Origin of the sequence: Pseudoalteromonas denitrificans DSM 6059 (assembly GCF_900112265.1) — a bacterium.
GTDB classification, from domain to species: domain Bacteria; phylum Pseudomonadota; class Gammaproteobacteria; order Enterobacterales; family Alteromonadaceae; genus Pseudoalteromonas; species Pseudoalteromonas denitrificans.
On the sequence record NZ_FOLO01000018.1, the window covers coordinates 1 to 23,367 of the forward strand.

At 33.8% G+C, this 23,367-nt stretch carries 19 protein-coding genes and 1 pseudogene; 12 read left to right on the forward strand and 8 right to left on the reverse strand.

From position 1 onward, the window contains the following. From BM088_RS27245 to glsB, 8 genes and pseudogenes are all read left to right on the forward strand, one after another. Positions 1–1,572, forward strand: a pseudogene (locus BM088_RS27245) (hypothetical protein); the annotation flags it as partial. Continuing rightward, positions 1,572–2,111 carry a hypothetical protein gene (locus BM088_RS12440; protein WP_091984264.1) on the forward strand — a complete coding sequence of 180 codons (540 nt, stop codon included), beginning with the start codon at positions 1,572–1,574 and terminating at the stop codon, positions 2,109–2,111. The pseudogene BM088_RS27245 and the gene BM088_RS12440, both read left to right, overlap by 1 nt. A gap of 248 nt (positions 2,112–2,359) precedes the next feature. Then, the gene (locus tag BM088_RS12445; RefSeq protein WP_091984267.1) at positions 2,360–2,722 is read left to right on the forward strand and encodes a hypothetical protein; all 363 of its coding nucleotides are present in this window, start codon (positions 2,360–2,362) and stop codon (positions 2,720–2,722) included. 308 nt (positions 2,723–3,030) lie between these two features. Then, the gene (locus tag BM088_RS12450; RefSeq protein WP_091984270.1) at positions 3,031–3,498 is read left to right on the forward strand and encodes a hypothetical protein; all 468 of its coding nucleotides are present in this window, start codon (positions 3,031–3,033) and stop codon (positions 3,496–3,498) included. A 639-nt stretch (positions 3,499–4,137) separates the two neighbouring features. Continuing rightward, on the forward strand, positions 4,138–4,620 hold the full coding sequence (locus BM088_RS12455; RefSeq protein WP_091984273.1) for a hypothetical protein: 483 nt from the start codon (positions 4,138–4,140) through the stop codon (positions 4,618–4,620). Positions 4,621–4,971: 351 nt separating this feature from the next. Further along, on the forward strand, positions 4,972–5,313 hold the full coding sequence (locus BM088_RS12460; protein ID WP_091984276.1) for a hypothetical protein: 342 nt from the start codon (positions 4,972–4,974) through the stop codon (positions 5,311–5,313). Positions 5,314–5,705: 392 nt separating this feature from the next. Beyond that, positions 5,706–6,758, forward strand: a complete 1,053-nt coding sequence (locus BM088_RS12465; RefSeq protein WP_091984279.1) for an AraC family transcriptional regulator — start codon at positions 5,706–5,708, stop codon at positions 6,756–6,758. A 17-nt stretch (positions 6,759–6,775) separates the two neighbouring features. Continuing rightward, positions 6,776–7,678 (forward strand): glutaminase B, encoded by a 903-nt coding sequence (glsB, locus tag BM088_RS12470; protein ID WP_425439308.1) that lies wholly within the window; start codon positions 6,776–6,778, stop codon positions 7,676–7,678. Between the two features lie 13 nt (positions 7,679–7,691). Here glsB and BM088_RS12475 read toward each other — a convergent pair whose 3' ends face one another. Together BM088_RS12475 and BM088_RS12480 are read right to left on the reverse strand one after the other, a co-directional pair. Continuing rightward, complete coding sequence (locus tag BM088_RS12475) at positions 7,692–9,698, reverse strand: TonB-dependent receptor plug domain-containing protein (RefSeq protein ID WP_091984285.1); 2,007 nt, start codon at positions 9,696–9,698, stop codon at positions 7,692–7,694. 197 nt (positions 9,699–9,895) lie between these two features. Continuing rightward, positions 9,896–11,146 (reverse strand): MFS transporter, encoded by a 1,251-nt coding sequence (locus tag BM088_RS12480; protein WP_091984288.1) that lies wholly within the window; start codon positions 11,144–11,146, stop codon positions 9,896–9,898. Positions 11,147–11,293: 147 nt separating this feature from the next. Here BM088_RS12480 and BM088_RS12485 point away from each other — a divergent pair, with 147 nt between their 5' ends. Together BM088_RS12485 and pgmB are read left to right on the forward strand one after the other, a co-directional pair. After that, positions 11,294–13,639, forward strand: coding sequence for a glycoside hydrolase family 65 protein (locus BM088_RS12485; RefSeq protein WP_177208035.1), 2,346 nt, complete (start codon positions 11,294–11,296; stop codon positions 13,637–13,639). A gap of 3 nt (positions 13,640–13,642) precedes the next feature. After that, entirely contained in the window at positions 13,643–14,302 is a 660-nt protein-coding gene (pgmB, locus tag BM088_RS12490) for a beta-phosphoglucomutase (RefSeq protein ID WP_091984293.1), read from the forward strand. Between the two features lie 41 nt (positions 14,303–14,343). Here pgmB and BM088_RS12495 read toward each other — a convergent pair whose 3' ends face one another. The 3 genes from BM088_RS12495 to BM088_RS12505 all read right to left on the reverse strand — a co-directional run bounded on the left by BM088_RS12495 (position 14,344) and on the right by BM088_RS12505 (position 16,291). After that, positions 14,344–14,790: a GNAT family N-acetyltransferase gene (locus BM088_RS12495; RefSeq protein ID WP_091984296.1), complete on the reverse strand. Its 447-nt coding sequence runs from the start codon at positions 14,788–14,790 to the stop codon at positions 14,344–14,346. A gap of 70 nt (positions 14,791–14,860) precedes the next feature. Next, the gene (locus BM088_RS12500; protein ID WP_091984298.1) at positions 14,861–15,349 is read right to left on the reverse strand and encodes a GNAT family N-acetyltransferase; all 489 of its coding nucleotides are present in this window, start codon (positions 15,347–15,349) and stop codon (positions 14,861–14,863) included. A gap of 27 nt (positions 15,350–15,376) precedes the next feature. Beyond that, the gene (locus BM088_RS12505; protein WP_091984301.1) at positions 15,377–16,291 is read right to left on the reverse strand and encodes a LysR family transcriptional regulator; all 915 of its coding nucleotides are present in this window, start codon (positions 16,289–16,291) and stop codon (positions 15,377–15,379) included. A gap of 110 nt (positions 16,292–16,401) precedes the next feature. Here BM088_RS12505 and BM088_RS12510 point away from each other — a divergent pair, with 110 nt between their 5' ends. Continuing rightward, positions 16,402–17,352: a DMT family transporter gene (locus tag BM088_RS12510; RefSeq protein ID WP_091984303.1), complete on the forward strand. Its 951-nt coding sequence runs from the start codon at positions 16,402–16,404 to the stop codon at positions 17,350–17,352. An 84-nt stretch (positions 17,353–17,436) separates the two neighbouring features. Here the strand turns inward: BM088_RS12510 and BM088_RS12515 are convergent, their stop codons facing one another. Further along, positions 17,437–18,099, reverse strand: a complete 663-nt coding sequence (locus tag BM088_RS12515) for a glycine-rich domain-containing protein (RefSeq protein ID WP_177208036.1) — start codon at positions 18,097–18,099, stop codon at positions 17,437–17,439. Positions 18,100–18,307: 208 nt separating this feature from the next. Here BM088_RS12515 and BM088_RS12520 point away from each other — a divergent pair, with 208 nt between their 5' ends. Further along, positions 18,308–19,834, forward strand: a complete 1,527-nt coding sequence (locus BM088_RS12520; protein ID WP_091984306.1) for an EAL domain-containing protein — start codon at positions 18,308–18,310, stop codon at positions 19,832–19,834. A 76-nt stretch (positions 19,835–19,910) separates the two neighbouring features. Here the strand turns inward: BM088_RS12520 and BM088_RS12525 are convergent, their stop codons facing one another. Both BM088_RS12525 and BM088_RS12530 read right to left on the reverse strand, forming a co-directional pair. After that, positions 19,911–21,491 (reverse strand): FAD-binding oxidoreductase, encoded by a 1,581-nt coding sequence (locus BM088_RS12525; protein ID WP_091984308.1) that lies wholly within the window; start codon positions 21,489–21,491, stop codon positions 19,911–19,913. Between the two features lie 13 nt (positions 21,492–21,504). Further along, on the reverse strand, positions 21,505–22,674 hold the full coding sequence (locus BM088_RS12530; protein WP_091984311.1) for an ATP-grasp domain-containing protein: 1,170 nt from the start codon (positions 22,672–22,674) through the stop codon (positions 21,505–21,507). Positions 22,675–23,367 lie beyond the last annotated feature (693 nt).

The following is a 23,367-nucleotide window of genomic DNA, read 5'->3' on the forward strand; positions in this document are numbered from 1 at the left end:
AGCCCTGTTCAAAATGCGCCCTATACCCTGACCCTAGATGACGGTTCAGTCATTGAAGGCACACTAGATGCCAGCGGCAAAGCCACGATTGAAAATATGCCCGCTGGGCAATACACTATACAATATGGTGAAGACAGTCGTGAATTTGAACCTGTCGAAAATACCACAGCTAATCCACTGTTTGGTAAAATTTCGCCAGAGCAAGCAGTTAAAATGGTGGAATCTGGTGATACCGATTTGCTAAACCAAGCAGGTGATATTGCCGAAGGTGCTGGTGATTGGTTATGGGGAACTTTACAGGGAGATTTCAATAAAGACCCTTCCACCACCCAAATAGTGGTAGGCACTATTATTTCGATGATACCAGTTATTGACCAAGTAATGGATTGCAGAGATGTCTGTGCCAATATGGCAATTCTTACAGACGAGGATGATAAAAATGACAGTGATGGTTGGTTAGCCTTAACTTTAACGGCTATAGGTTTAGTGCCAATTTTAGGCTCTGCCCTAAAAGGCACATTTAAGGTCATCATTAAAAATGCGGGAGCAAGCCTAGATGCTGCTTTTGCTATTTTACGCAAACTGGGTAAGGGTGATCCTGAAAAATTCTTAAAAAATCTTGACTGGGCAAAACTAACCTCAGATGCAACAAATGCATCGAAGCAATTACTTAATACCATGAAAGATAGCTTACAAACTATATTAAATTCTTGGTTTATGCGAAAACTACTTGATAACAATGCCCTTAAATCGATTGAAGATGGTTTAGGAAAAATGTCTGCCTTTGAAAAGCGCCTTGGTGATGGCATAAACCAAGGTATGGGACGTATTAGAGGTTATGTGGATGAAGCGTTAGCTGGGCAAAGTAAAGGGCGATTAGCAACGGGGAACACTAGCTCCCCTTTAAAAGCCAAAACCGCCGAGTTAGATGCAAGTACAATTCCTTTACCTTATGAAATTAAAAAAGGTTTATCCGCATTTGATAGCTCTCCCATTATTTTCAAACGTATACATAAAGATGGTCAGCAAGAAGGCATGTGGCCTGACAGCTACACTCTAATGCCCGACGGTAAACCAATGGGCAGTATTGAAGGTATTATGCCTGCTAAATTCAAAGGGATAAAAAAGCTACCAGCTGACGCACAAAAACGAATTGATGAAGGCTGGCCTGATATTGCCAGCAGAGCAGATTTTGCAAACTTTACAAACCTAGAAGCCGCTACATTGCCTAAAGGCACAAAAATTTACCGTATAATTGACGAAGGCACCTCTGAAGCGACTAAAAAAAACTCAGGAAGCTATTGGGCATTTGATTTACCCTCCACAAAAACTCAATGGCGAAAAGATTATGCCGTAAAAGACTCATGGAATGATAATGGTCATTATATTGAGCACACCTTAGAAGAAGATTTAAAAGTCTGGACAGGTGGTGTTGCTGGGCAGCGCTATGAAGAATTTAATACTGATAATTTTTACTTGGAGGGTGGGAATACGCAAATTTTTGCTGAATATGGACTACTAAAAGACGCACAAATACAACCCCAATTAACCAACTGGCCGGATGCGATTTAATGAATAATAAAGCAAAAAAAATACTACTTGCCCGAAAGTTTACATCAATTGAATATATGAGTGAATATGTTCAATACTTTAATGAAATGGTAGATGCGCTTATTGTGGGTATGAGTGAATTTAAACACCTTTATCAACAAAACCCGACGCTAGACCCTGATAATTTTGAAGATTGGGAAAATAGAGGGCTACCTAACTTACAGCGTGGTGCTAAGAATGCAAAAGAGTGCTTAGAGCGAGCAAAAAATGGTAGTTTAACTGGCATATCCAGCTCGGCAGGCAACCTCCGTGGTTTGTCAAAAGATGTTGATAACATTGGTGGTTTTGGACAATGGTGGCAGCATATTGACAAAAAATTTGCTGATGCGTTTGATAGCGCTTTAAATAAAGCACAAATAACAGGTAATAATATTGATTATACCATTAGTGGTTATTGGGATAATGATGAAATACTAGATGAAGAAATCACAGGAACAATAGACGAAGACGAATTATTAAACTACTTAAAAACAAGTGAGAAAATTAAAGACATTTCTTAATTGAAGTTAGACTGCAAACCGGCAACCAATTAACTAGATGATACCTACAAAAAATGACTTTCTTCCCAAGGACAGTAGATGACTTATTAAGAAATGGTATTAAACCGAATACGTGTTTAATACTTTACTTTTTAACAATTTAAATGGACTTCAAGCTTATTTGTTCACATTCACTCTTAATGTAATTAAAAACTAAATAAAGCATTTATATATCGAGTAAATTTATAGTTATAACCCAAGAAAGAACTATGTTTGGAAAACTCAAAGCCGCCGCAGGTGATGCGGCAACATCAAAAGCAACAAAAATACTTGAACCCCACATTCAACCTGTTTTAGAGAAAATGAGAACACTATCACCTGCGAGTATTAGTCATAATGAAAGTTATCAAAGCAAAGTAATAACTCCTGCAAAAATAGCAGTTTTAGCGGCAACATCAGGGTTAAGTAAACTTATCCCGCAGTTTGACGAAAAGTTCAACCATTGTATGTTTCATTTACGTAATGAGTTAGTTGATGTATCAGGTGATACCGTAAAGTTGGTACCTAACTTTAAAGAAGCTTTACCTCAAGCACTTAAAGAAGGTCTAACCCCAGTTAATTCGAATGCGTAATTAACTTAAGCCTGCTTATAGCCGCTCTTTAACAATTTGATGAAAATTTGAAGTGATTACATGAGGTGATTACTTAAAGTGAGTATCCCAGTGCATCTTTCAAAATGCACTGGGGTATTTTCTTTTTTGTGTTAACTAATAAGCCGCAGCAACCAGACCCCTTGTAAAATTAATGAACCCCCACCGCGGTGACTGGTTATGGGGAACTTTACAGGGAGATTTCAATAAAGACCCTTCCACCAGCCAAATAGTTGTTGGCACTATTATTTCGATGATACCTCCTTTGTTTCAAAGTAAGCGACCAAGTAATGGATTGTCGAGATGTCTGTGCCAATACCATGATGCTTACTGATGACGAACAAGCCAACGACAGTGATGGCTGGATTGCGCTTACATTAACAGGAATTGGATTTATACCTCTTTTTGGTTCGGCCGTAAAAGGTGTTGGTAAGGTTATAGTTAAAAATGCCCACGAAAGTTTATCCGCCGCTCTTGCCGTATTACGCAAACTTGGCAAAGGCGATCCAGTTAAATACCTCAAGAATATTGACTGGGCAGATATCACCAAACAAGCGACTGCATTAATCAAAGAAAAAATAGTTGGTATACGTGATGCCCTGCTCAGTATTTTAAATAGCAATGCCACTTGGATACTCTCAGATACTGCCGAACAAAGCTTAAAGAAAAATGCCGAACAACAGATAAAAAAATCAATAATGAAAATCTTAGAAAAAAGTGACATTTATTTAAAAGACGCAAAGGCAATTGCAAAATAAAAACTAAAAGAACAGATGTCTCAGCTCGCGCCCCTACATTAACCCGGCTTAATTGCGGGAGATCAAGGAGTTACTTTTTCAGACAGCTACTTATACCAAGGTGGATTATTAGATTTATGGAAAGATTTAGCCACTAAATACAAAAATGGTACGTTGTAAACTTATAATAGAAACAGAGCAAAATGTTATTTTCCGTTTTAGATGCGATGATAAATAACTTGATAATCTTTACCGGTATTATTCTTTCTTTTCCATTATAAAATCGCGGCAGCGCGGGCTTGCTAGAATTTTTCTATATTATTCGCGTTGTCTCTGCCCGCTGTATTTTCGAGCAATATTAATGGTTCTTACATGACGGGATATCTTTTATATTTTTCTTTTATATTAAGCCCTTGCACCCTTATTTATGATATTTTATCAGACCTTAATTAAAAAGCGTTATAGAGTTTGTTTAAATTTATCGAATATACACAAAAACTTTGACAAAAAAACTTCGCAATAGGGCGAAAACATTAATACTGATTCAGGTGTTGCTGAAACCTTTACCTTTGAGCGCGTTCCACTAATCATTAATGAATTAGGCGAAGCTATCACATTAATCCCAGCGGAACCCATTTTAAAAAAATAAGGTCAAATAAAATGCAGTTATTAAATCCTTTTCAATTAGATAAAAACTACCAGATTCTCTATGACCGACCCTCTCTAAATGAAAATGAAGAAGATGAAACATTTAAAGTTATTATTGGGGAAAAATTACTAATTTTACAAAATATTTGCCCCCCAACTTTCGGTGAGGACATACCTGGATTTTCTGTAGATCAAATAGAACTCCCTTATATAGCTAATCAATGGCTAATTAACACTATTGAAGATAAGTTTTGGAAGAGTGCTGCTCAAGGCGGTTTACCCTCAGGGACATATTCATATAAAGAAGAAGTAAATGGTGAAAAACTTGCTCTATATCGTGAAATGAATGTCGGTGCGAAAAATCAAAAAGGTTTTCGTTTAACCAACTTTAGCCGCCCTAGTAGAATTTACGATGATGATGACTTTCAAGATTTTTTTATTACTGATTTAATGTTACTTGAAGGTGGTTTATTAGACGCTTTAAAACAACTTTAATTTTATTGAAAGTAAAATATCAACACGTCATTTCTTTCTTTTTAAGAATAAATATCACAACCTCAGTGCATTTAAGTTTTTGTACTGAGGTTTCCTAATGTATTAAGCCAAGAACTTTCATCTTACAACATACTCCAAAAATTGGTTTTATTCCCCTGTTTGGTGCAGCTATAAAAGATAAAGGTAATTTAATCATTAAAAATGCAGGGGAAGCGGTTAATCCAACCCTCGAGTGTTTATTCTTCGGTGAAATGACATAATTCATTATTAACATTTTAATATGCATAGTAAAATTCACATCAACGACAAATCAATATGTTCTATCAGACATAAAAATAAGGAAATATTAGCATGCAAAAACAACTTTCAAAATCACTTGGTCAGTACCTATATCAAAATATTAATCAGCCTTGGTTAAGTGCCTTAATGATATTAGATTACCCTAAAAAGAATGATACTCACGACACAGAAATACAATGTAGTGCTTCATTTATACCTGAGAAACAGAATAATTCAGATAATCAAACTGTAGAAATAACCATAACGGCTGAAATTAAAGAAAAGTTTGAGCAGTTATTTAACCTAGCTACTGAACAATCAGATGAAAAATGGCACCGCGCCCTATTCTCTATACACAGAAATGGTAATTTCTCTCTTAATTTTGAAAATGATGAACCTGAATTTAATGATTAAAAATATTTAATCATTATTATTGTTCTGACAAAGTGTATTTACCTAAAATAAAACTAGCACATATAATTGTTTTCTAGTTTTATTGAACAAATATGAACGATAAACCAAACAAGCAAATATTCATAACAAAGCTATGAATATTAATGAATTTCAATTTTAGTAAGTTTACGCTTAGTGTATGCAACTTATTTTCAGTTACAATAACCAACTTTGACTCAGTCAAATACTTGCCCTTGAAAAATTCCTCACATCTAAATTGTCTCTCTAAACTAAAAGAATTTGCATTAATTTTTTATTGATTTTTTGGCCGCGATAGTAATAATGGGTTAATTAAATGAGTCCTAAAAAGACACCATAAAAGAATAAAAAAGTACAAGGTTAGCGCACTCGTAATGACTCACAGTAAAACTCTAAAACCTTTAGGTTATGCCTCTATTCCTGCTGTCAATCAATATCTTCAATTAGCTGAAGAGCAAAATATCAATGTAAGTGATATTTTAAAAAAGCTCAATATGAATCACGATCTACTTGCTGACAATAGCAAACAGATAAGTGGTGAGTTATTCCAAGCATTAATTTTTGAACTTGTTGGACAAAGCAATGACCCTTTATTTGGTCTACATACGGCTAAATTTGTTCAGCCGGGCTCTTATAGTGTACTTGGTTTTATCACCATGAATTGTGAAACTTTGGGAGAAGCTATCACAAAAATCCAACCTTTTGAAAAACTAGTTGGCGATATGGGCACAACAGAGCTAACCAAAAAAAACTCAGAACTTTATATAAGTTGGAATTGTATTTTCCCAAATGAAATTGTTAAACAACACATGATAGATAATTGTTTAGCTTCGTGGTTTACCTTCGCACAATTTTTAGTTGACCCTAAATTCAAAGAAAATAGCCTACCTAAACAAGTATTATTAAAGCGTTCTATGCCTACTTTGGAGCAAGAAGCACAATATCAAGCACTTTTTAAATGCCCTGTTTTATTTAATCAAATACAAGACGCTATTGTATTTGAACAAGAATTATTTAATTTACCCCTAAACAAAGGTAATAAACAAATATTATCTACTTTAGAAGAGCATGCAGAACAACTCATAAATAAACTTGGTCATACTGATGACTTTTCAAGTAAAGTGTCAGATTTGATTGAAAGCAATTTACAAAGCGGAAGCTATCACCAACAAAATATTGCCGATTTATTGAAAGTCAGTACCAAAACAATGCAAAGAAAATTAAAATCTGAGCACACTCAATTTCAAACATTATTAGATACTGTAAGATTAAAAAAAGCACAACTCGTACTAGCAAACAGCGATTTACCATTAACACAGCTCAGCATTGAGTTAGGTTTTTGTGAATCTCGCTCTTTTTACCGATGGTTTCAAAAATTAACAGGCATCACACCTGGCGAATACAGACAAGGAAATACAAATATTTGAAAGATTTAAGTAATGAAATGCTTCAAGAAATTATTAGTGAAGTAAAGCCATTGATTGGTAAAGGTAAAGTCGCAGACTATATTCCTGCTTTGGCACAAGTTAATAATAATCAATTAGGCATCGCAGTTTATACACTTGATGGTCGTATTTATCATGCTGGTGATGCAAGTACAGCATTTTCAATTCAAAGTATTTCTAAGGCACTGAGTCTCACTTTAGCTTTATCTGTTTATGAAGAACAAGAAGTATGGTCCCGTGTAGGCAAAGAGCCTTCAGGCCAAGCCTTTAATTCATTAGTGCAGCTCGAACTTGAGCATGGTATTCCACGTAACCCTTTTATAAATGCAGGCGCATTAGTGATCAGCGATTTATTAGCAGATAAATTGATCACGCCCAGATTTTCTTTAATGGAATTAATCCGTCACTTATCGCACAATCCAAAAATTCAGTTTGATAAAGGTGTTGCCCGTTCAGAATTTAAACATTCGGCCCGCAATAGTGCAATTGCCTATTTAATGAAAGACTATGACAACTTTAAGAACCAGGTTGAAACCGTTTTAAAAGATTATTTTCAAGCATGTTCAATCAAAATGAACTGCATTGACCTTGCTAAAACTTTTAGCTTTTTAGCAAACAGAGGCACACCGGTTGGGCATAAAGAAACGCTTATAAGTCCAAAAATGAGTAAACAAATTAATGCTTTATTAGCAACTTGTGGTTTATATGATGAAGCGGGTGATTTTGCCTACCGTGTTGGTATGCCTGGCAAATCAGGTGTCGGTGGAGGCATCATTGCGGTGATCCCTGGAGAAATGAGCATTTGTGTTTGGTCACCGGAATTAAATGAGTCAGGTAATTCTCTTGCAGGAATTGCAGCGCTTGAGTTACTCACAAATAAGCTTTCTAGGTCAATTTTTTGAAAGAAATAACCCATTAAAAAGAATACTGTATGCCGATACTGAAAAAACGAGGCGCCCTTGTTACGTCATAGTAACTATCTGGCGCATAGGTTGGATTGTAATATTGTGTATTAAAAATATTTAACGCACTGAGTTCAATATCAATAGGCAAATCTAAAGGTTTTTTAATCCATACATTCAGGTCAAAAGTAACATATGAATTCTTGTTATTAATGGCCTTATATTCATTATCACCCACTCGTGTATGATACGTTTTTGATGTATTTCTACGACCATTATGATTAATGGAAAATGTGAAACTTGAAAAGTTGAAGTCAATTATACCTTGAATGCTATTATTAACAGGTGAAACCGACGGTTCATTAGAGTTTAAATATGTTGAATTTATACGCAGTTGCATATGTTCAGAATCGAAAATTTGCATATCAAGATTAGCAATATACTCAAGCTCAAAGCCTGATGACGATTTAGAAAATTCAGAATTAGCATAAGGTTCTGCATTGATAGACTGAATAAAATTTGAAAGCGTATTATGAAAATATCTGATATTCATATTATGACTTTGATTAATGCGATAGCTAATATCTAACTCTTTTGAAATTATTTTTTCAGGTTCAATGTCAGAGCTTCCCGGAGAGTTGCCATCAGATCTCACTTCGTATTGCTGTAAGTTTGATGGTGGTCTAAATGCTTTTCCCCACAAAGCTTTAGCAGTCCAGCGGTTTCCAATCGCATAAACAAGACCCACTCTAGGAGATAATTCCGCATCAAACGCTTCATATTTATCATATCTTAAACTAAAGGTAGGTCTTAAATTATTATTTAACAAAAACAGTTCATCTTGAACAAATATGGCAAAGTTTTTTGTCTCAGGGCTATTATCACCATTTTTATCTAAAACAGACTGAAGAACATGTGTTTTTTGATAATTATTTAAATTTATGATTTCAGCATATTCTGCGACTATAGAAGACTCAGCACTCAGACCAACTAATATATTTTGATTATGTCCCTTATAATTCATTCGACTTGTTGCACCAAATAAACGCGTATTTAAAAATGAAGTCGCTTGAAAAAACAATTCCCCTTTATCATCCCATCTACGTCTATTCATTTGTCTATCAACTTGATAAGTATAAATTTTATTTAACCAATCTATTTTGTCCAATTGCACCTTGTGCTCTAAATTTGCGCTGAATATTTTATAGTCTTGGGGTTTTGTTTGCTTGATTGAATAAAGCGGATATTCAGTATTGTAGTGGTTGGTATTGATACTTGCTTTGAAGTTCTGCCAATTTATTTTAAAATGGCTATTATAAGAGAAAACATTATTCTTATGATCTGTTTCATTTCCTTTGCGGTCTCGACTCATTTTATGGCCTTGAGTTTTAAACATTTCACCTGAAAAAATTAAACTTCCCTTATCTAACTCATAGCCAGTATTTAGCCGCAAGCTATGAGTATCAAATAACCCCGCTGTCAGTTTTATTTCTGTTTTATCTGGCGCTTTATCATTTGTAAAAATAGAAATCAGTCCTGAATAAGCATTTCCACCGTATAACGCTGATCCTGGGCCACGGATCACTTCAATATGATGAATATTATTGAGGGGAACTTCTTCATCTGGAGACCAACCACCAAACACCGGTTCTCTATAAGGAACACCATCGACTAGTAACATTATTTTTGTATTTCTGCCGCTGGGGATCCCCCTAAACCAAACCATATCACGCCCATTTCTGCGTTTTTGAATATCGGTACCGGGAAGAAAACTTAATGCCTGCGATAAGGTTCTCACACCTCGCTTTTTGAGCGCTTTTGAAGAAATATATGAAATTGTACTCGGTGAGAAGCGTTGAGAATTTGATGTCAAAGACGCAGAAGTTATTTGAACATTGATAAGCTCTTCTAAATCCATCATAAATAAATCATCTTCACTGTCAGAAGCACAAACAGCAAATGAAAATAGAACATATACTAAATACCAGCTAACTTTTATAGCTTTACGCTTAATACACATATATTTACCAATACATTTTGCTATTTAAAATTATACTTTTAAAAGTAAAAACTTATTGTATTGAGTGTAAAATATAACCTCTATTTTAGCTAGTTTCGTAGATTGAAAATCATATTAAGAATAATATATATTGAAAGACAAAAATTATATTGCCTAATTCCACAATATAATTTTTGCTTTAATAAAAAATGAATGTGCTAGCACATGATTTTTTCTTGCTGGTTAAATGTATTTATTTTATTAAAAATAAATAAGGTAAGCATAATCAAGCTAAGCGGTAGTAACGAAAAGTAAAATGCCGTTTGACCATCAAAGTGTGCAAAAGTAAACCCTGTAATAATAGAGCCTGTAGTACCACCTAATGCTGAAAATATTACAATTAAACCTGTCATAGCAGCATGTTTCTGGACAGGTAAAGCGCTTAGCATTGCTGAGTTAATAGCGGGATAGATAGGTGCCATAAATAGACCAATCAGGGGGAAGATGTAAGCTGCAAAAGGTGCATTAAACCAATTTAAGTTATCAACTAGTTGAATGTTTTTTGTTAATGGCAAAACCAGTATTATTAATACCCCAATAGCAACTAAACAAATATTAACTAAAAAATACCAATTTATACGTGCAAGGATCACCCCAGCACTTAAACGTCCGATTGCCAGGGATGCAGCAAAAATACTCGTCATAGCAACACTCATATCAATAGGTAATTTTAAAACTTCATTATTAAAAGTTGGCAACCAAGTACCTATCCCCTGCTCTACTAATACATATAAAAATGCAGAAGCGATAAAAACAAATACCATAGGCATTTTTGTTAAATTCAACATAGCAATTAAATCAGATGTATAACTCGATTGTTCAGCGTTACTTTTATCAATATTCTTCATTTCATTAAAAGGCGTTTTAACAATTAATAAACACGTAATAATAGATAAAATACAAATCACCCAATATACATTTAGCCAAGCATTAGGGTCACTTGGATTAATAAACCAAGCAAATAGCCAATAACCAGATAACACTCCAACCATAAATAACCCTTCTAAGGTATTCATAAAAGAGGCATGCTTTTTACTTGAATCAGATATTTGACCAACAATCGAGTAGATAGAAATTTTCACTAAAGCAAATGATATTCCCGATATTAAAAAGAATATTTTAGTCATCCAAAAACTAGGTAAAATTGGCATCATAATACTTGCTAATACAATTAATAATAAACCTGTTACCATCGCATTTTTAAAACCAAATTGCGGTAATCTGGCTGCAATTAAAAAAGATACAATCGCGATAGGTAAGTCTTTAAATCCCTCTAATATACTTGCTCCCTCTTTTGTAACATCATAATGATTAACAACCTGCAATATCACCGTGCCTACACTATTTAAAATAATAGCAAAAACAAAGTAGGTCATTAATAAACATAATTTTATTTGCCAATTTATCATTTATCACCTGTTTATTTATTGTTTTATTTCATAACATCTATGAGATTTTATAATCCTAGCATAACCCTTTTAAATTATTTTGCAATCGATTGCAAAAAATGTATTATGAGCTTAAATTTATATTTAATCCTATATTTGGGGGCTGCTTTGTCTCAATTACATGCACATAAAGTCGATTGGCCATTAGACGAGTGGAAAATAATAGATCCTGGTTTTAATTCTAAAACACACGAATTCAAAGAAACAATATTTGCAGTTGCAAATGGATATTTAGGTAGCAGAGGAACTTTTGATGAAGGTACACCTGCAAATACCAATAGCTGTAGTGGCACATATTTAAATGGTGTTTATAGTAAACATGCAATTGAATATGGTGAATCAGCATATGGGTTTGCAAAAGAGAATCACCAAATATTAAAAGTACCAGATGGTAAAGACATTAAAATTTTTATTGATGAATTTGAGTTTAAAGCGCAATTGGATCATGTAGATAATGAACGCTACCTGGATATGTCTACGGGTATTTTAACAAGAGTTATTATTTTAAAAACACAAAACAATAAACTACTGTCGGTTAAAAGTAATCGGTTTGCTTCTTTAACACACTCAAACTTGTTATGTACAGAGTATGAATTCACCCCTTTGAACTTTGACGGTCACATTAATATACAGTCCGTTTTATCAACCGAAGAGCATAATAGTATTGAGAGCGATGATCCCAGAGTTGCAGAGCTCAGCTTAGCCTCAAGTCTTGAGTTATATTCACATTATAATGATGAACTTTCGACGTGTTTAGTTCATAAAATAAAAAATACACCGCAGTCTGTCGCATCAGCTATGTTACATCAAAGCTGTGTTAATTTTACAGTTGAACCTCAAGCCTCAGATGAAAATAACAGTAAAACACGGCTAAAAATAAATGTAGAACAAGGCAAAAAATACACCCTTAGTAAATACCTCGCTTATGCTGATTCTTTAGATAATGCTCAAAACCTACAAAACACAGTACTTGAATATCTTAAAAAAGCATCTGAAATTGGATTTAAAGAATTAAGTCAATTACATACACAGAAGATAGTTAGCTTTTGGCAACAAGCTGATGTAAAAATTGAAGGTGATATCAGCCTACAACAAGCAATTCGTTTTAATCAACTCAGTTTATTTTTATCTGTCGGTAAAGACGGGAAACGTAATATTTCGGCAAAAGGCATAACAGGCCCGGGATATGAGGGGCATTATTTTTGGGATAGCGAAATATATATCATACCTTATTTAACTTATACCCAGCCAGAATATGCAAAATCACTATTACTCCATAGATATCACTCTTTAAATAAAGCAAGAGACCGTGCAAAAGAAATGTCTCATGATACGGGAGCCTTATATCCATGGCGTACGATAGGGGGAGAAGAATGCTCTGCTTTTTTCCCAGCAGGTACGGCTCAATACCATATTAATGCAGCTGTGGCATATGCGGTACGTTGTTATTATCGTGCAACTGATGATTTTGACTTTATATGTCAATTTGGTGGTGAAATGGTATTTGAAACTGCTCGCTTATGGCTTGAACTTGGCCATTTTTCCTCTTATAAAAATAATCAATTTTGTATCGATGCAGTAACAGGCCCTGATGAATACACTGCAGTTGTTAATAATAATTTTTATACCAATGCAATGGCAAAAATGCATTTGTTATTTGCTGTTGAAATAGCACAGTTAATGCAAAATAAAGCACCAAAAATATATAAGCATTTATGTGAAAATATAAAATTGGATGAAAATGAAATAACTCTCTGGTTTACTGCTGCAGATGAAATGTATTTACCCCATGACGAGACTTTAAACATATCGCCACAAGATGATGGTTTTTTAGCTAAAAAATCATGGGACTTTAAAAATACGCCAAAAGAAAAATACCCTTTATTACTCAACTTTCATCCTCTAGTGATATATCGCCATAAAGTGCTTAAACAGGCAGATGTCGTATTGGCAATGTATTTATTAGATGAAGAATTTGATATTGAGCTTAAGAAAAATAATCTCGCTTATTACGAACCTATAACGACACATGACTCTACCCTATCTACGTGTATACATGCAGTTGAATATGCTGAAACAGGTGATAGTGAACGAGCTTTTGATTTCTTTTCGCAAACAGTAAAAATGGACTTAGATAACTCACATAATAATACTGAACATGGCGTACATACAGCCTGCATGGCTGGTAGTTGGATTGCAATTGTAAATGGTTTTGCTGGCATGCGAGTACGCAAAACAGGTTTGTTTTTATCACCTTCTTTACCAAAAGAATGGCCTAGCTTTAGTTTTTTAATGCAATTTCAAGGTAAAACAATAGAAATTGAAATTTGTAAAAACGATACAAAATACCTTTTAAAAAATGGAAGTGAATTATCCCTTACGCACTTCAACCAAAAAATCATACTCAAAGAAGGCATTAAACATATTGCCCTAAATCAGACTACTGGAGCTTAAATAATGATAAATACACACAATCAACGCGGTATTATTTTTGATTTAGATGGTGTTTTAACAGATACCGCACACTTACACTTTGTAGCCTGGCAAACACTCGCTAAAAAATTGAATATTGAATTTACAATTAAAAATAATGAGGAACTCAAAGGGATTGATAGAATGAACTCCCTGCAATACATTCTCAATCTGTCTGATATAAAAATGAACCTTGAAGATAAACATAAATTATGTGAAGAAAAAAATAGTCATTATTTAGAGCTCATTAAAACGATTTCAAGTAAAGATTTATTTAATGGTAGCACAGCTTTACTCACTGATATAAAAGCACAAGGCATAAAAATAGGACTCGCTTCTGCTAGCAAGAATGCTCGCTTAGTCATTAAAAATTTAGGCATTTCTGATGTGTTTGATTATATTGCTGATGCCCATAACATTAAAAACTCAAAACCTGATCCCGAAATTTTTCTAAAAGCTGCTGAAGGTTTAGGCTGCGACCCTAAAAACTGTATTGGGATTGAAGATGCAAAAGCCGGTGTTAGCGCTATTAAATCGGCTAATATGAAAGCAATCGGAATAGGTTGCAGTAATGAATTATCACAGGCTGATATGGTTTATAAGCATTTAAAAAATCTAAAATTAGAATCGATTTTAGCATTGTAAAAAAATAGCAGTCATTTGGCTGCTAATTTCTACATTTTATCTTAACTTGGAACGCGATAATAAACATTATCAATATCAATTTCAAAGCCCATTGTTTTATACAACTGTAATGCGCGTTCATTTGTTTTTTCAGTTTTTAATTCAATTCGTACGGCATGTGTTTCTTTTGCAAAACTAAGTACTCTACTTATGAGTGCTTTAGATACATTTTTCCCTCTAAAATTTTGAGATACACCTAAATCATTTAATATCCATAAACGCTTTAATGCCAAAGATGAATAGCTAGGGTATAAGTTTACAAAACCCATTAATTCATCAGAATCTGAGTCAACAGCAATAAATATGACTGAATCTTCACCGATTATTAAACTGCGTAAAAATTTTTCAGTGGCTTTTGGATTTGCTTTAAAATTACAAAATAATCTATATTCTTCAAAAAGAATAACTAACTGAGCTAAATACTGCTCGTTACATTGTATAATCTGCATTTTTTCTTCCTATGAGTTTTATAATAAGTTTAGTCTTGTATGCTTATTATCAGGATCCAAATCATAATATTTATGTCAATTGGAATCTAATAACATCACCATTTTTTTCGCGAGAAAATATTTGATTAATATACTTAGCGCCACAATTTTCAATTACTTTTCTTGAAGCAGGATTATTAGCTTCACAGGTAATAATGGCATTACCTATTAATATATTTTGCTGTAACCATGACAACATAAACTTGGCAACCCCCCTCCCTCTGGCTTCTGGTTTAGTTTCATAACCTATATGGCCAATTACATTTTCAATATACGCATTTGTACCATGTCGATATCGAATAGCACCGATTATTTCATCATTGTATATGCAAAAATAGGTAGATGTTCGTGGGAAACCTTCAGGTAACTCTTTGCCTTTTGATTGATTAATAACCTTAGCTAAATATGCTTTCGGATCATCAAGCGCAACGCCATATTTTTCGATACCTTTCGTAAAACATTCAGATAAAAACACTTCATAAGACTTTAAATGTTTCTCCTGTGCTAATACCATTTCCATTTTAAGCCTTTTAATTGGTTATTTTATTTAATATCCTGTTAGATTATTTTTAATGATATCAGCACACAAAGTGCGTAACCATAACTGTGCAGGATCTTTATGTACTGTTGGCGGCCAAACCAAAGCATAATTCAAAGGTTCTTGAGAAAATGGCAAAGGCTTTGAAATAATTTTAAATTGCTTTCTAAAACGTTTGGGTACAAATGTACTCGAAGTAAATAACATCTGTGTTTTACTGATCACTTCTAATGCACCAAGATAATGTGGAACTCGCATGCCTACTTTTCGTACTCGCCCTAATTTTGATAATTTATTTTCTATTGGAATATTTGGCCCGCCGCCAAGTGATACTAAAATATGTGAAAAACTTAAGTAATTATCTAAAGTCAGGTCTTTATTATTCAGAGGATGGGACTGTGACATAAAACATTCCATTGACTCATGACCTACAAGTAACTGGTGAAAATATTCTGGTATACGCATTGCCTGACTACATATCGCAATATCAACATTTTGGGCACTTTCATTCAGTAATGATTTTTCTTTTAAATTGACTATTTCTAATTGTGCATTGGGCGCAGCTTTATAAAACGCTTCGGCAATATCAGGAAGGTGAGCCTGCGTAATATAGCTACTCATATGTAATCTAAAATTTCGTTGACACAAAGCTGGCGAAAAACTTTCATTTGTTAATAGTAAAGTTAATTGATTAAGTGCGCTCTCTAATGGTTGCGTTAAAGTCAAAGCTTTATGGGTTGGTTCCATACCTTGCGATGTTCTAACAAATAGTGGATCGTTAAAAATATCGCGTAATTTTGCAAGTGAGCGACTCATTGCTGGTTGCGTCATATTCATATGATCAGCCGCTAAGCTGACATTTTTGTACTTTAGTAAGCTTAATAAGCTCTGTAATAACTTAAAATCAACCTGAGATAATGACATTGAACCTCTATGCGTATTTTAAATAATAGTTAACGGTATTATGCATTGGATCGAATAATATAAAAAGCGCACAATAGCCCTAAATGAAGAAGTTGTATTTTGGACGTTAAGTGATATTAAATTTTAGGTTAGGTTTATTTTTTATTTCAACGGCAGTGATTTTTTGGGGCATATTACCCATAGCGCTTAAATTATCGGCCAGTTTTATTGATCCCGTCACTTTAACTTGGTTCAGGTTTTTAATTGCATTAATTGTAAGCTTTTTTATTCAGTTTTTTACGGGAAAACTACAGCAATTTAAGCAGCTTACAAAAGCACATTGGCTTAAACTTGCAATTGCAGCGATATTTTCGATATTTAACTATGTATCCTTTGTATACTGTTTAGAATACCTCTCTCCGGGCCAAGCACAACTCAACTTTCAAACTGCGCCTTTCTTTTTAGCATTTGGTGGGTTAATCCTTTTTAAAGAAAAACTAAAACCAGTACAAATGATGTGTTTTGCCACATTAGCTCTGGGCATGATGCTATTTTTTAATCCTTATTTAGATTTTTCAAATACTGAAAATAATAAAATTTGGTTAGGCATTTTGATAGTGCAGTTTTCAGCATTATCATGGACATGTTATGCACTCATTCAAAAATCACTGGTTAAGAACTTATCTCCAAATAACATTTTATTGTTTATTTATGGTTTTGGCCTTTTTGCCATGATGCCATTTAGTGATTTAAATTACTTTTTGAAAATGAATATAAATGAATGGTGGATTGTTTTGTTTTGTGCGGTCAATACGTTAATTGCTTACGGATGTTTTGCACAATCGATGAAGTATTGGCCTACATCTCAAGTAGGACCTATGATTGCGTTAACGCCTATTTTAAGCTTCTCAAGCACTGCTTTTGTCGCCTATTTAGGTTGGTGGCCAGACAAAATAACCAGCACCTCACTTGATTTTACCGCCATTATTGGGATCGCGATTGTTGTTCTGTCTGTTTTTGGTATTCAAGTATTACCTAAACTACTTGAAAGTAGAAAACTAAAACTCCGTACTGCGTGCTGAATTAGTACAATAAACCTAGATAAAATAGCTGTAGTGGTTATTTAAATTAAAGCAGCTATTTATTCTGAGTTTTCATTGTTAACATTAGTCCCCGCCGCCGCAGCCACTACCACAACTACTTGAACTGCAGGAACTATCTGAATCTGAGACTCCACCTGATGAACCACTACAACCTGAGGAACACCCTATGTGGCTAGCGCAATAATCACGACCAAAATTAGGAGTATTTTTATCTTTACAGTTTTTGCTGTAGATGTATCCACCTTCGATTTTAAAATCACCATCTATCGCAAAAAGTAAAGGTAACTTTTTAGGCTTTTTAACATTTATTTGCTCCTGATCACAAGCAAGGCGCCACGCTCTTTTAATACCTTCTTGCGCTTGAGTTTGACTTTGCATTACCTCAGAGGGTGTATGGTGTAAAAATTTACCTAACCCTTTTTTACAAAACTGCTGATAAGTACGCGTAAATAAAATAAATTCATGCCATGCAAAATCTATCACCTGAGATGGCATAGCGACCATTCTCCCCTTCGCTTTGAGTGATATAATAAAAAATGACTTTAAACCATCAAGCACTGTGCTTAATTCAGCATCAGTTAAATGGGGGTATTTAACTTTTATTTTCTCTTTAATTCCTGGAGGAAATTTATACGACTTAATGAAAAAGATCCGTTTTTTTCTAATATTAAAACAAATCACTATAGTTAAAGTGATAATTGACACAGCACACATAAAATAAACCATAAAAATCCCTTCTTACACATCCAACTAATAATTTTAAGCATGTTCATTTATAAAGTTTAATGTATTCCCTTAATCGTTATCTAAAAACATAATCAAACTTTTTTGTAAATGAAACAACATACTAAAGTAATTTATTACCTTGCACCTCTTTAAATCTTTCTACATACTGAGTTTTCCTTATTCATCATGAAAAAGAGATTACTGTACAGTGAAAATTATCAAAATTACGTCAAGTATCTTTTTAATTACCTTTGTAGCAGGGCTGGCCACTGTAAACTTTTTCAATCACTTTTACGCAAAAAAAGCACTCAAAAGTGATGCTGAACAACTGTTATTTCAATTTCATGATTCAGTGGTTGAAGCTCATAAAATGTTAGACTCACTACCTGAACCTGAAAATTTTCAGTGTGATAACAAAAATATTGAAAAACTCGCAATGCTCGAGTTTGAGCACCCTAATGTACGTCTAGTTGGAGTATTTCATGACAATAAACAAGCTTGTGCCAGCCAAGATGTGCATATTGATATACGTAATTACCATGAGCGTGTTTTAAACCCCAGCAAACATCAACTCAGTAATAATTATTCTTTAGCGACTGTTTCTCACGGCGATAAACACATAGATCTATTATTAGTTAAGTCGCACGCCGACAGCAAGTATTTTGCAAGTATTAATCCATTCATGGTCAATTATTTAACTGAGTTTGCTTGTACTAATTGCCTTGAATATGAGTTTATTATTGGAAGTGAGCCCAAATTAAAATTTAGTGGTCGCTCAATGGCACAAGAAAGTTTTATTGAATATAACTTATCTAGACTTGAAGAAAGTATAAAGATCGAATTGAAGTTACGAGGCACTGAAAAATTTTATAATTATTACAAAGAGCTAAGCTGGTTTAGTACTATCATATTTTCATTATTGTTTGCCAGTATTATTACATTACTATCTTACAAGCTGCTGACTATCAGACAATCTCTTGAACATATTATCAAAGACGCACTTAAATATAAGGAGTTTACTCCTTTTTATCAGCCTATTGTTCATAGTAAAACGGGTCATATTGTGGGGGTAGAAATGCTAGCGCGTTGGGTACATAAAGATGGTTTAGTTGTGCCCCCTTACCAATTCATTCCTTTTGCTGAAGATAGTGGTTTAATTGTTGAAATTTCTGAGCAACTCATTGAAAAGTCAATTCAAGATATCAAAGTGTTAGGTTGGGATAAAACAGACCAATTTATTAGTGTTAATATAGTGCCTGAACATTTGGAAAATAGTCGCCTTTACGAATTAATCGAAAAGCTATTAGAAGATAATAAAGTACCGCCCAGTGCATTGTCATTAGAAATTACTGAAAGATTAAAAATTGAAAACCTTGAAGAAGCACGCGAAAGTTTAAACGTTTTTTATAACAAAGGAATAGAGCTAAAACTTGATGATGCAGGTACAGCTTATGGTGGATTCTCTTACATACAAGAGCTTGGAATTAGCACTATAAAAATTGACAAAATGTTTGTTGATACTATCGATAAAGATGACTTAAAAAGTTCTGTATTAGAGTCTATTATTTCTTTTGCAAAGTCTTCAAATTTAGACATGATAGCAGAAGGCGTTGAAGAAGAAGCCCAGGTATCTTACCTACAAAAACGAGATGTATTTTTAATACAAGGTTACTTTTACGCTAAACCTATGCCAATTGATGAACTTGTATTGTGGATCAGAAATCACAAGACTTAGAATCTATTTATTGTAAAAATAACAATAGCTGGTGGTACTATTTATACTTAAGATTAATAAAACCACCAGCGATAGACTAAATCAGATTATATCGACCCGGTGATATTACATTGTTTGGATCAAAAACCTTTTTCATTTCTTTAATAACTAGCCAGTAGGGATCATTTTGATCAAGCATGACCGGCATATCTTTAATACCTAACCGATATGGATAAAAACCTTCGGCTTTGTATTGTTTGATCAATTCCTCAGAAAACTCATGCGCCTTTTTCTTTTCTTTCTCTAGATCTAAATTAAAATCAACGCCAATAACGACTTCCAGTACTTTATCTGATAATGTATTTAGAGTGAGCGCCACATTATATTGGTATCTATTAGCTATATTGTTTACTATGTCTAATGCTTTTTTTACATCAACAGCGCTGCACGGGATCACAGGGGCAAAGAAAACGAGACCTGTTTTACCTAGATCAGGGTTTTCCCAGTTTTCATCTTCCTCAGCATTAGGCCAGTAAATACTTCGTAAACTCTCATTTTGAGGTGCGCCCTTCATCATGCCATAAACCCTTTTATAGGCCATAATGAAATACCATGTTTTTTTAAGACGTAATTTACGTAAAACCACTTCTAACCTGTTAAGCTTTTTCTCATCAATAAAATCGACCTTACCTAATGGACCTAAAAACGATTTGATCATTTTTTTTGCATATTTGACTTGCTGAGGCGTCCCCATTAAATTACCAACTGCACCCCAACCTTTTTTTAAATTAGCCCCCACCACTGTGTTTGCTTTATCGCGCAGTACAACGGAGTCCAAATTAGGGTTATCAGCCTTCATCAGATCATAGACTATTGGTGTTAATGATATTTTAGAGCGTTGGTTATTTACAATATGAACTATGCTATTTACAACTTTAAGCTGCCTGAGTTCACTTAACTTCTCAATAAATTCTAGTAAATTATCATCAGTCACTCTAACTGAAAATGAAGTTTGCACTTTGGGCACGGGTAAAAGTTGAATGGCAATAGAAGTAACAATAGAGAAATTCGATTGAACTAAAGTGCCAGTGAGATCTGGTCCTATTCCATGTTTAAAAATATGTGTCACCTTTGAATTTTCATAGTGCCAAAATCCTGTTTTTAATACTTCTCCAGTTCCCAATACAGCTTCTATGTTTAAAAGTAAATCAGCTTTTAAAGCATTGTAACCAGTGCCTCTTTCTAAACAGTTACCTAACACACTTGTTTCTTTTCCTGAACCTGTTACATCCAGAAAATAATTAGATTGTTTTTCTTTTAAATAATCGGCTAACTGTATTTGAGTTACACCAGGCTCAATAATAGCGTAACCAAACTCTTCATTCACTTCACTGATCGTGCGTAATTTAGATAAATCGACAATGATACAGTCACTTTTTACCGGTAATCGAGAACCAAGCCCCCAGTTTTTACCACCACTAATTGGATATAGTGCAATACCATATTTATTTGCTAACTTAACTATTTCTTGAATTTGTTCTTTTTTATCTGGTAATAACACAACTTCAATTTTACCGTCATAACCCGAAACATTTTTGTTATACGCAGTAACATCTGCCTGCTCAACTATTATCTGCTGCCCAAATAAATTAGCGAGATCGCTTAAAAAAATTTCCATAAAATAAGTCCTTTTAGGAAGTTACTATTGATTTAACTTGTATTTTTGATTCAAGTTGTACTTTAAAATGTGCTCTGGTTAAATCAACATCGCGTAATAGATCTGTTTTAGATTCATTTTGAAGTAAAACCATGATAGGTGAGTTTTGAAGATCTTTAGTTGGTTCAACCACATTACCTATCTGTAAATACAGCTCGTGATTAACATAAGAAGACAGCAATTTAATTTCGTTTATTCCATCAATGGCAATGACTTTCCCCTTCACAAATAAAGGTATAAAAACAACATGACAATGACTGTAAAATTTAATTTCCTGTGATAGTAAATAATTATCCTTCAAAAATACATTCAAGTTTTCGGTGTAATAATTAAAATTACTTGCAGACGAAACTAAGCTAGGGATAGATCCCCCCGGAATTCTACTGCCTAATTCGACTAAAACCGCCTCACCTGCACTATTTATTTTAACTTCAGCGTGAACAACTCCCCTTTCAATCCCCACTGCTTTGATAGCATTTTCTACGTATGTAATCACATCAAAAGGTAAATGTGACCTATCTTCTAATATGATGTCGCAATAAATAAAATCAGCATATTCTGTATTTATTTTTTTATATTTCCAAACATCTATCAGATGTGTTTTTTCAGCATCGATAAACATATTTACGATATATTCCATGCCACCTATATAAGATTCAAGTAAGGCATAATCAGCTTTTTTTCCAAATAAATTAGGTGTATTTAAAATTGTATCTAAACGTTTTTCAGCAATATGCTGATCGTGACATAAATAGACATGATTTGTACCCGCGCCACTTGGTGTTTTTAACACGATAGGAAATTGATATTGTTCTGTGAATGTTAAAACATCGGATATATCGTGACATCGCATAAATTGTGTATTTTGCAATTTAGCATCATGCAAAGCACTACGCATCAGCCATTTATCGCGACATATTTGTGAGGTATTAACAGAGTTTCCAGGTAAATTAAAAGCTTGAGCTATTTCTGATGCTAAAAAGACTCCAGGTTCAGTACAGGGTACACAAGCAACAATATTTTTTTTCGAAGAATCTAAATAGGCTTTGATCTGCTCAACGCTGATTGCCTCTACATAAAACTCAATACTTTCTAATTCCGATAACGAAATATAACCTTTTTGCAGAAGAAACTCTTTTGACATACTAAAAACAATAATAGGCTAATACCCTAATGCTTTTACATAATCTATATAAGCGAGTCCCGTATGCAAGGGATCAACTAACAATATATAAGGGTTATTCATCATTATCGTTTCCTCTTCGATCAATTTGCAATAAACATCCATTTATTGATTTGTAAATATAATTAATAGGTAACACAATTTTTTCACTTTTTAATAATTGCGTTATAGAGCTAATAATCTTTTCGTTATTCATTCCTTGCCCCTTTTAATATGCATTTATCTTGTTAAAATCATTTTTTAGCAAATAACAAAAAAGCACCTAAGGTGCCTCATTTGTAAAGATTCTGAGCCTGTTATGTGTTCTAAGTTAACACACTGCATATTCAACTTCGGTATGCGGTATCCTCAGTGACAGCCTTTAGCAAGTCAGATTATGGATACTTCATTCATAGACTAACTCTAAAATCAAGAAAGTACCATAACAGGTACTAAGGAGTATTACACTCTTATTTATTTAGTTCGATAATTGATAATAAATACGGCATTTAATTGAAAATCAATGATTCTGTAACTAAGTAATATATAAAGCATTAAAATAGAACATCCCTATTCAAATCTTCTATATTTTTAATAGCAGCTATTTTTAAGGGTTATAAAGTGAAAAGTTCTCAAACAGGGAATTGCAGATGTTATACATTATGGCATCAACGT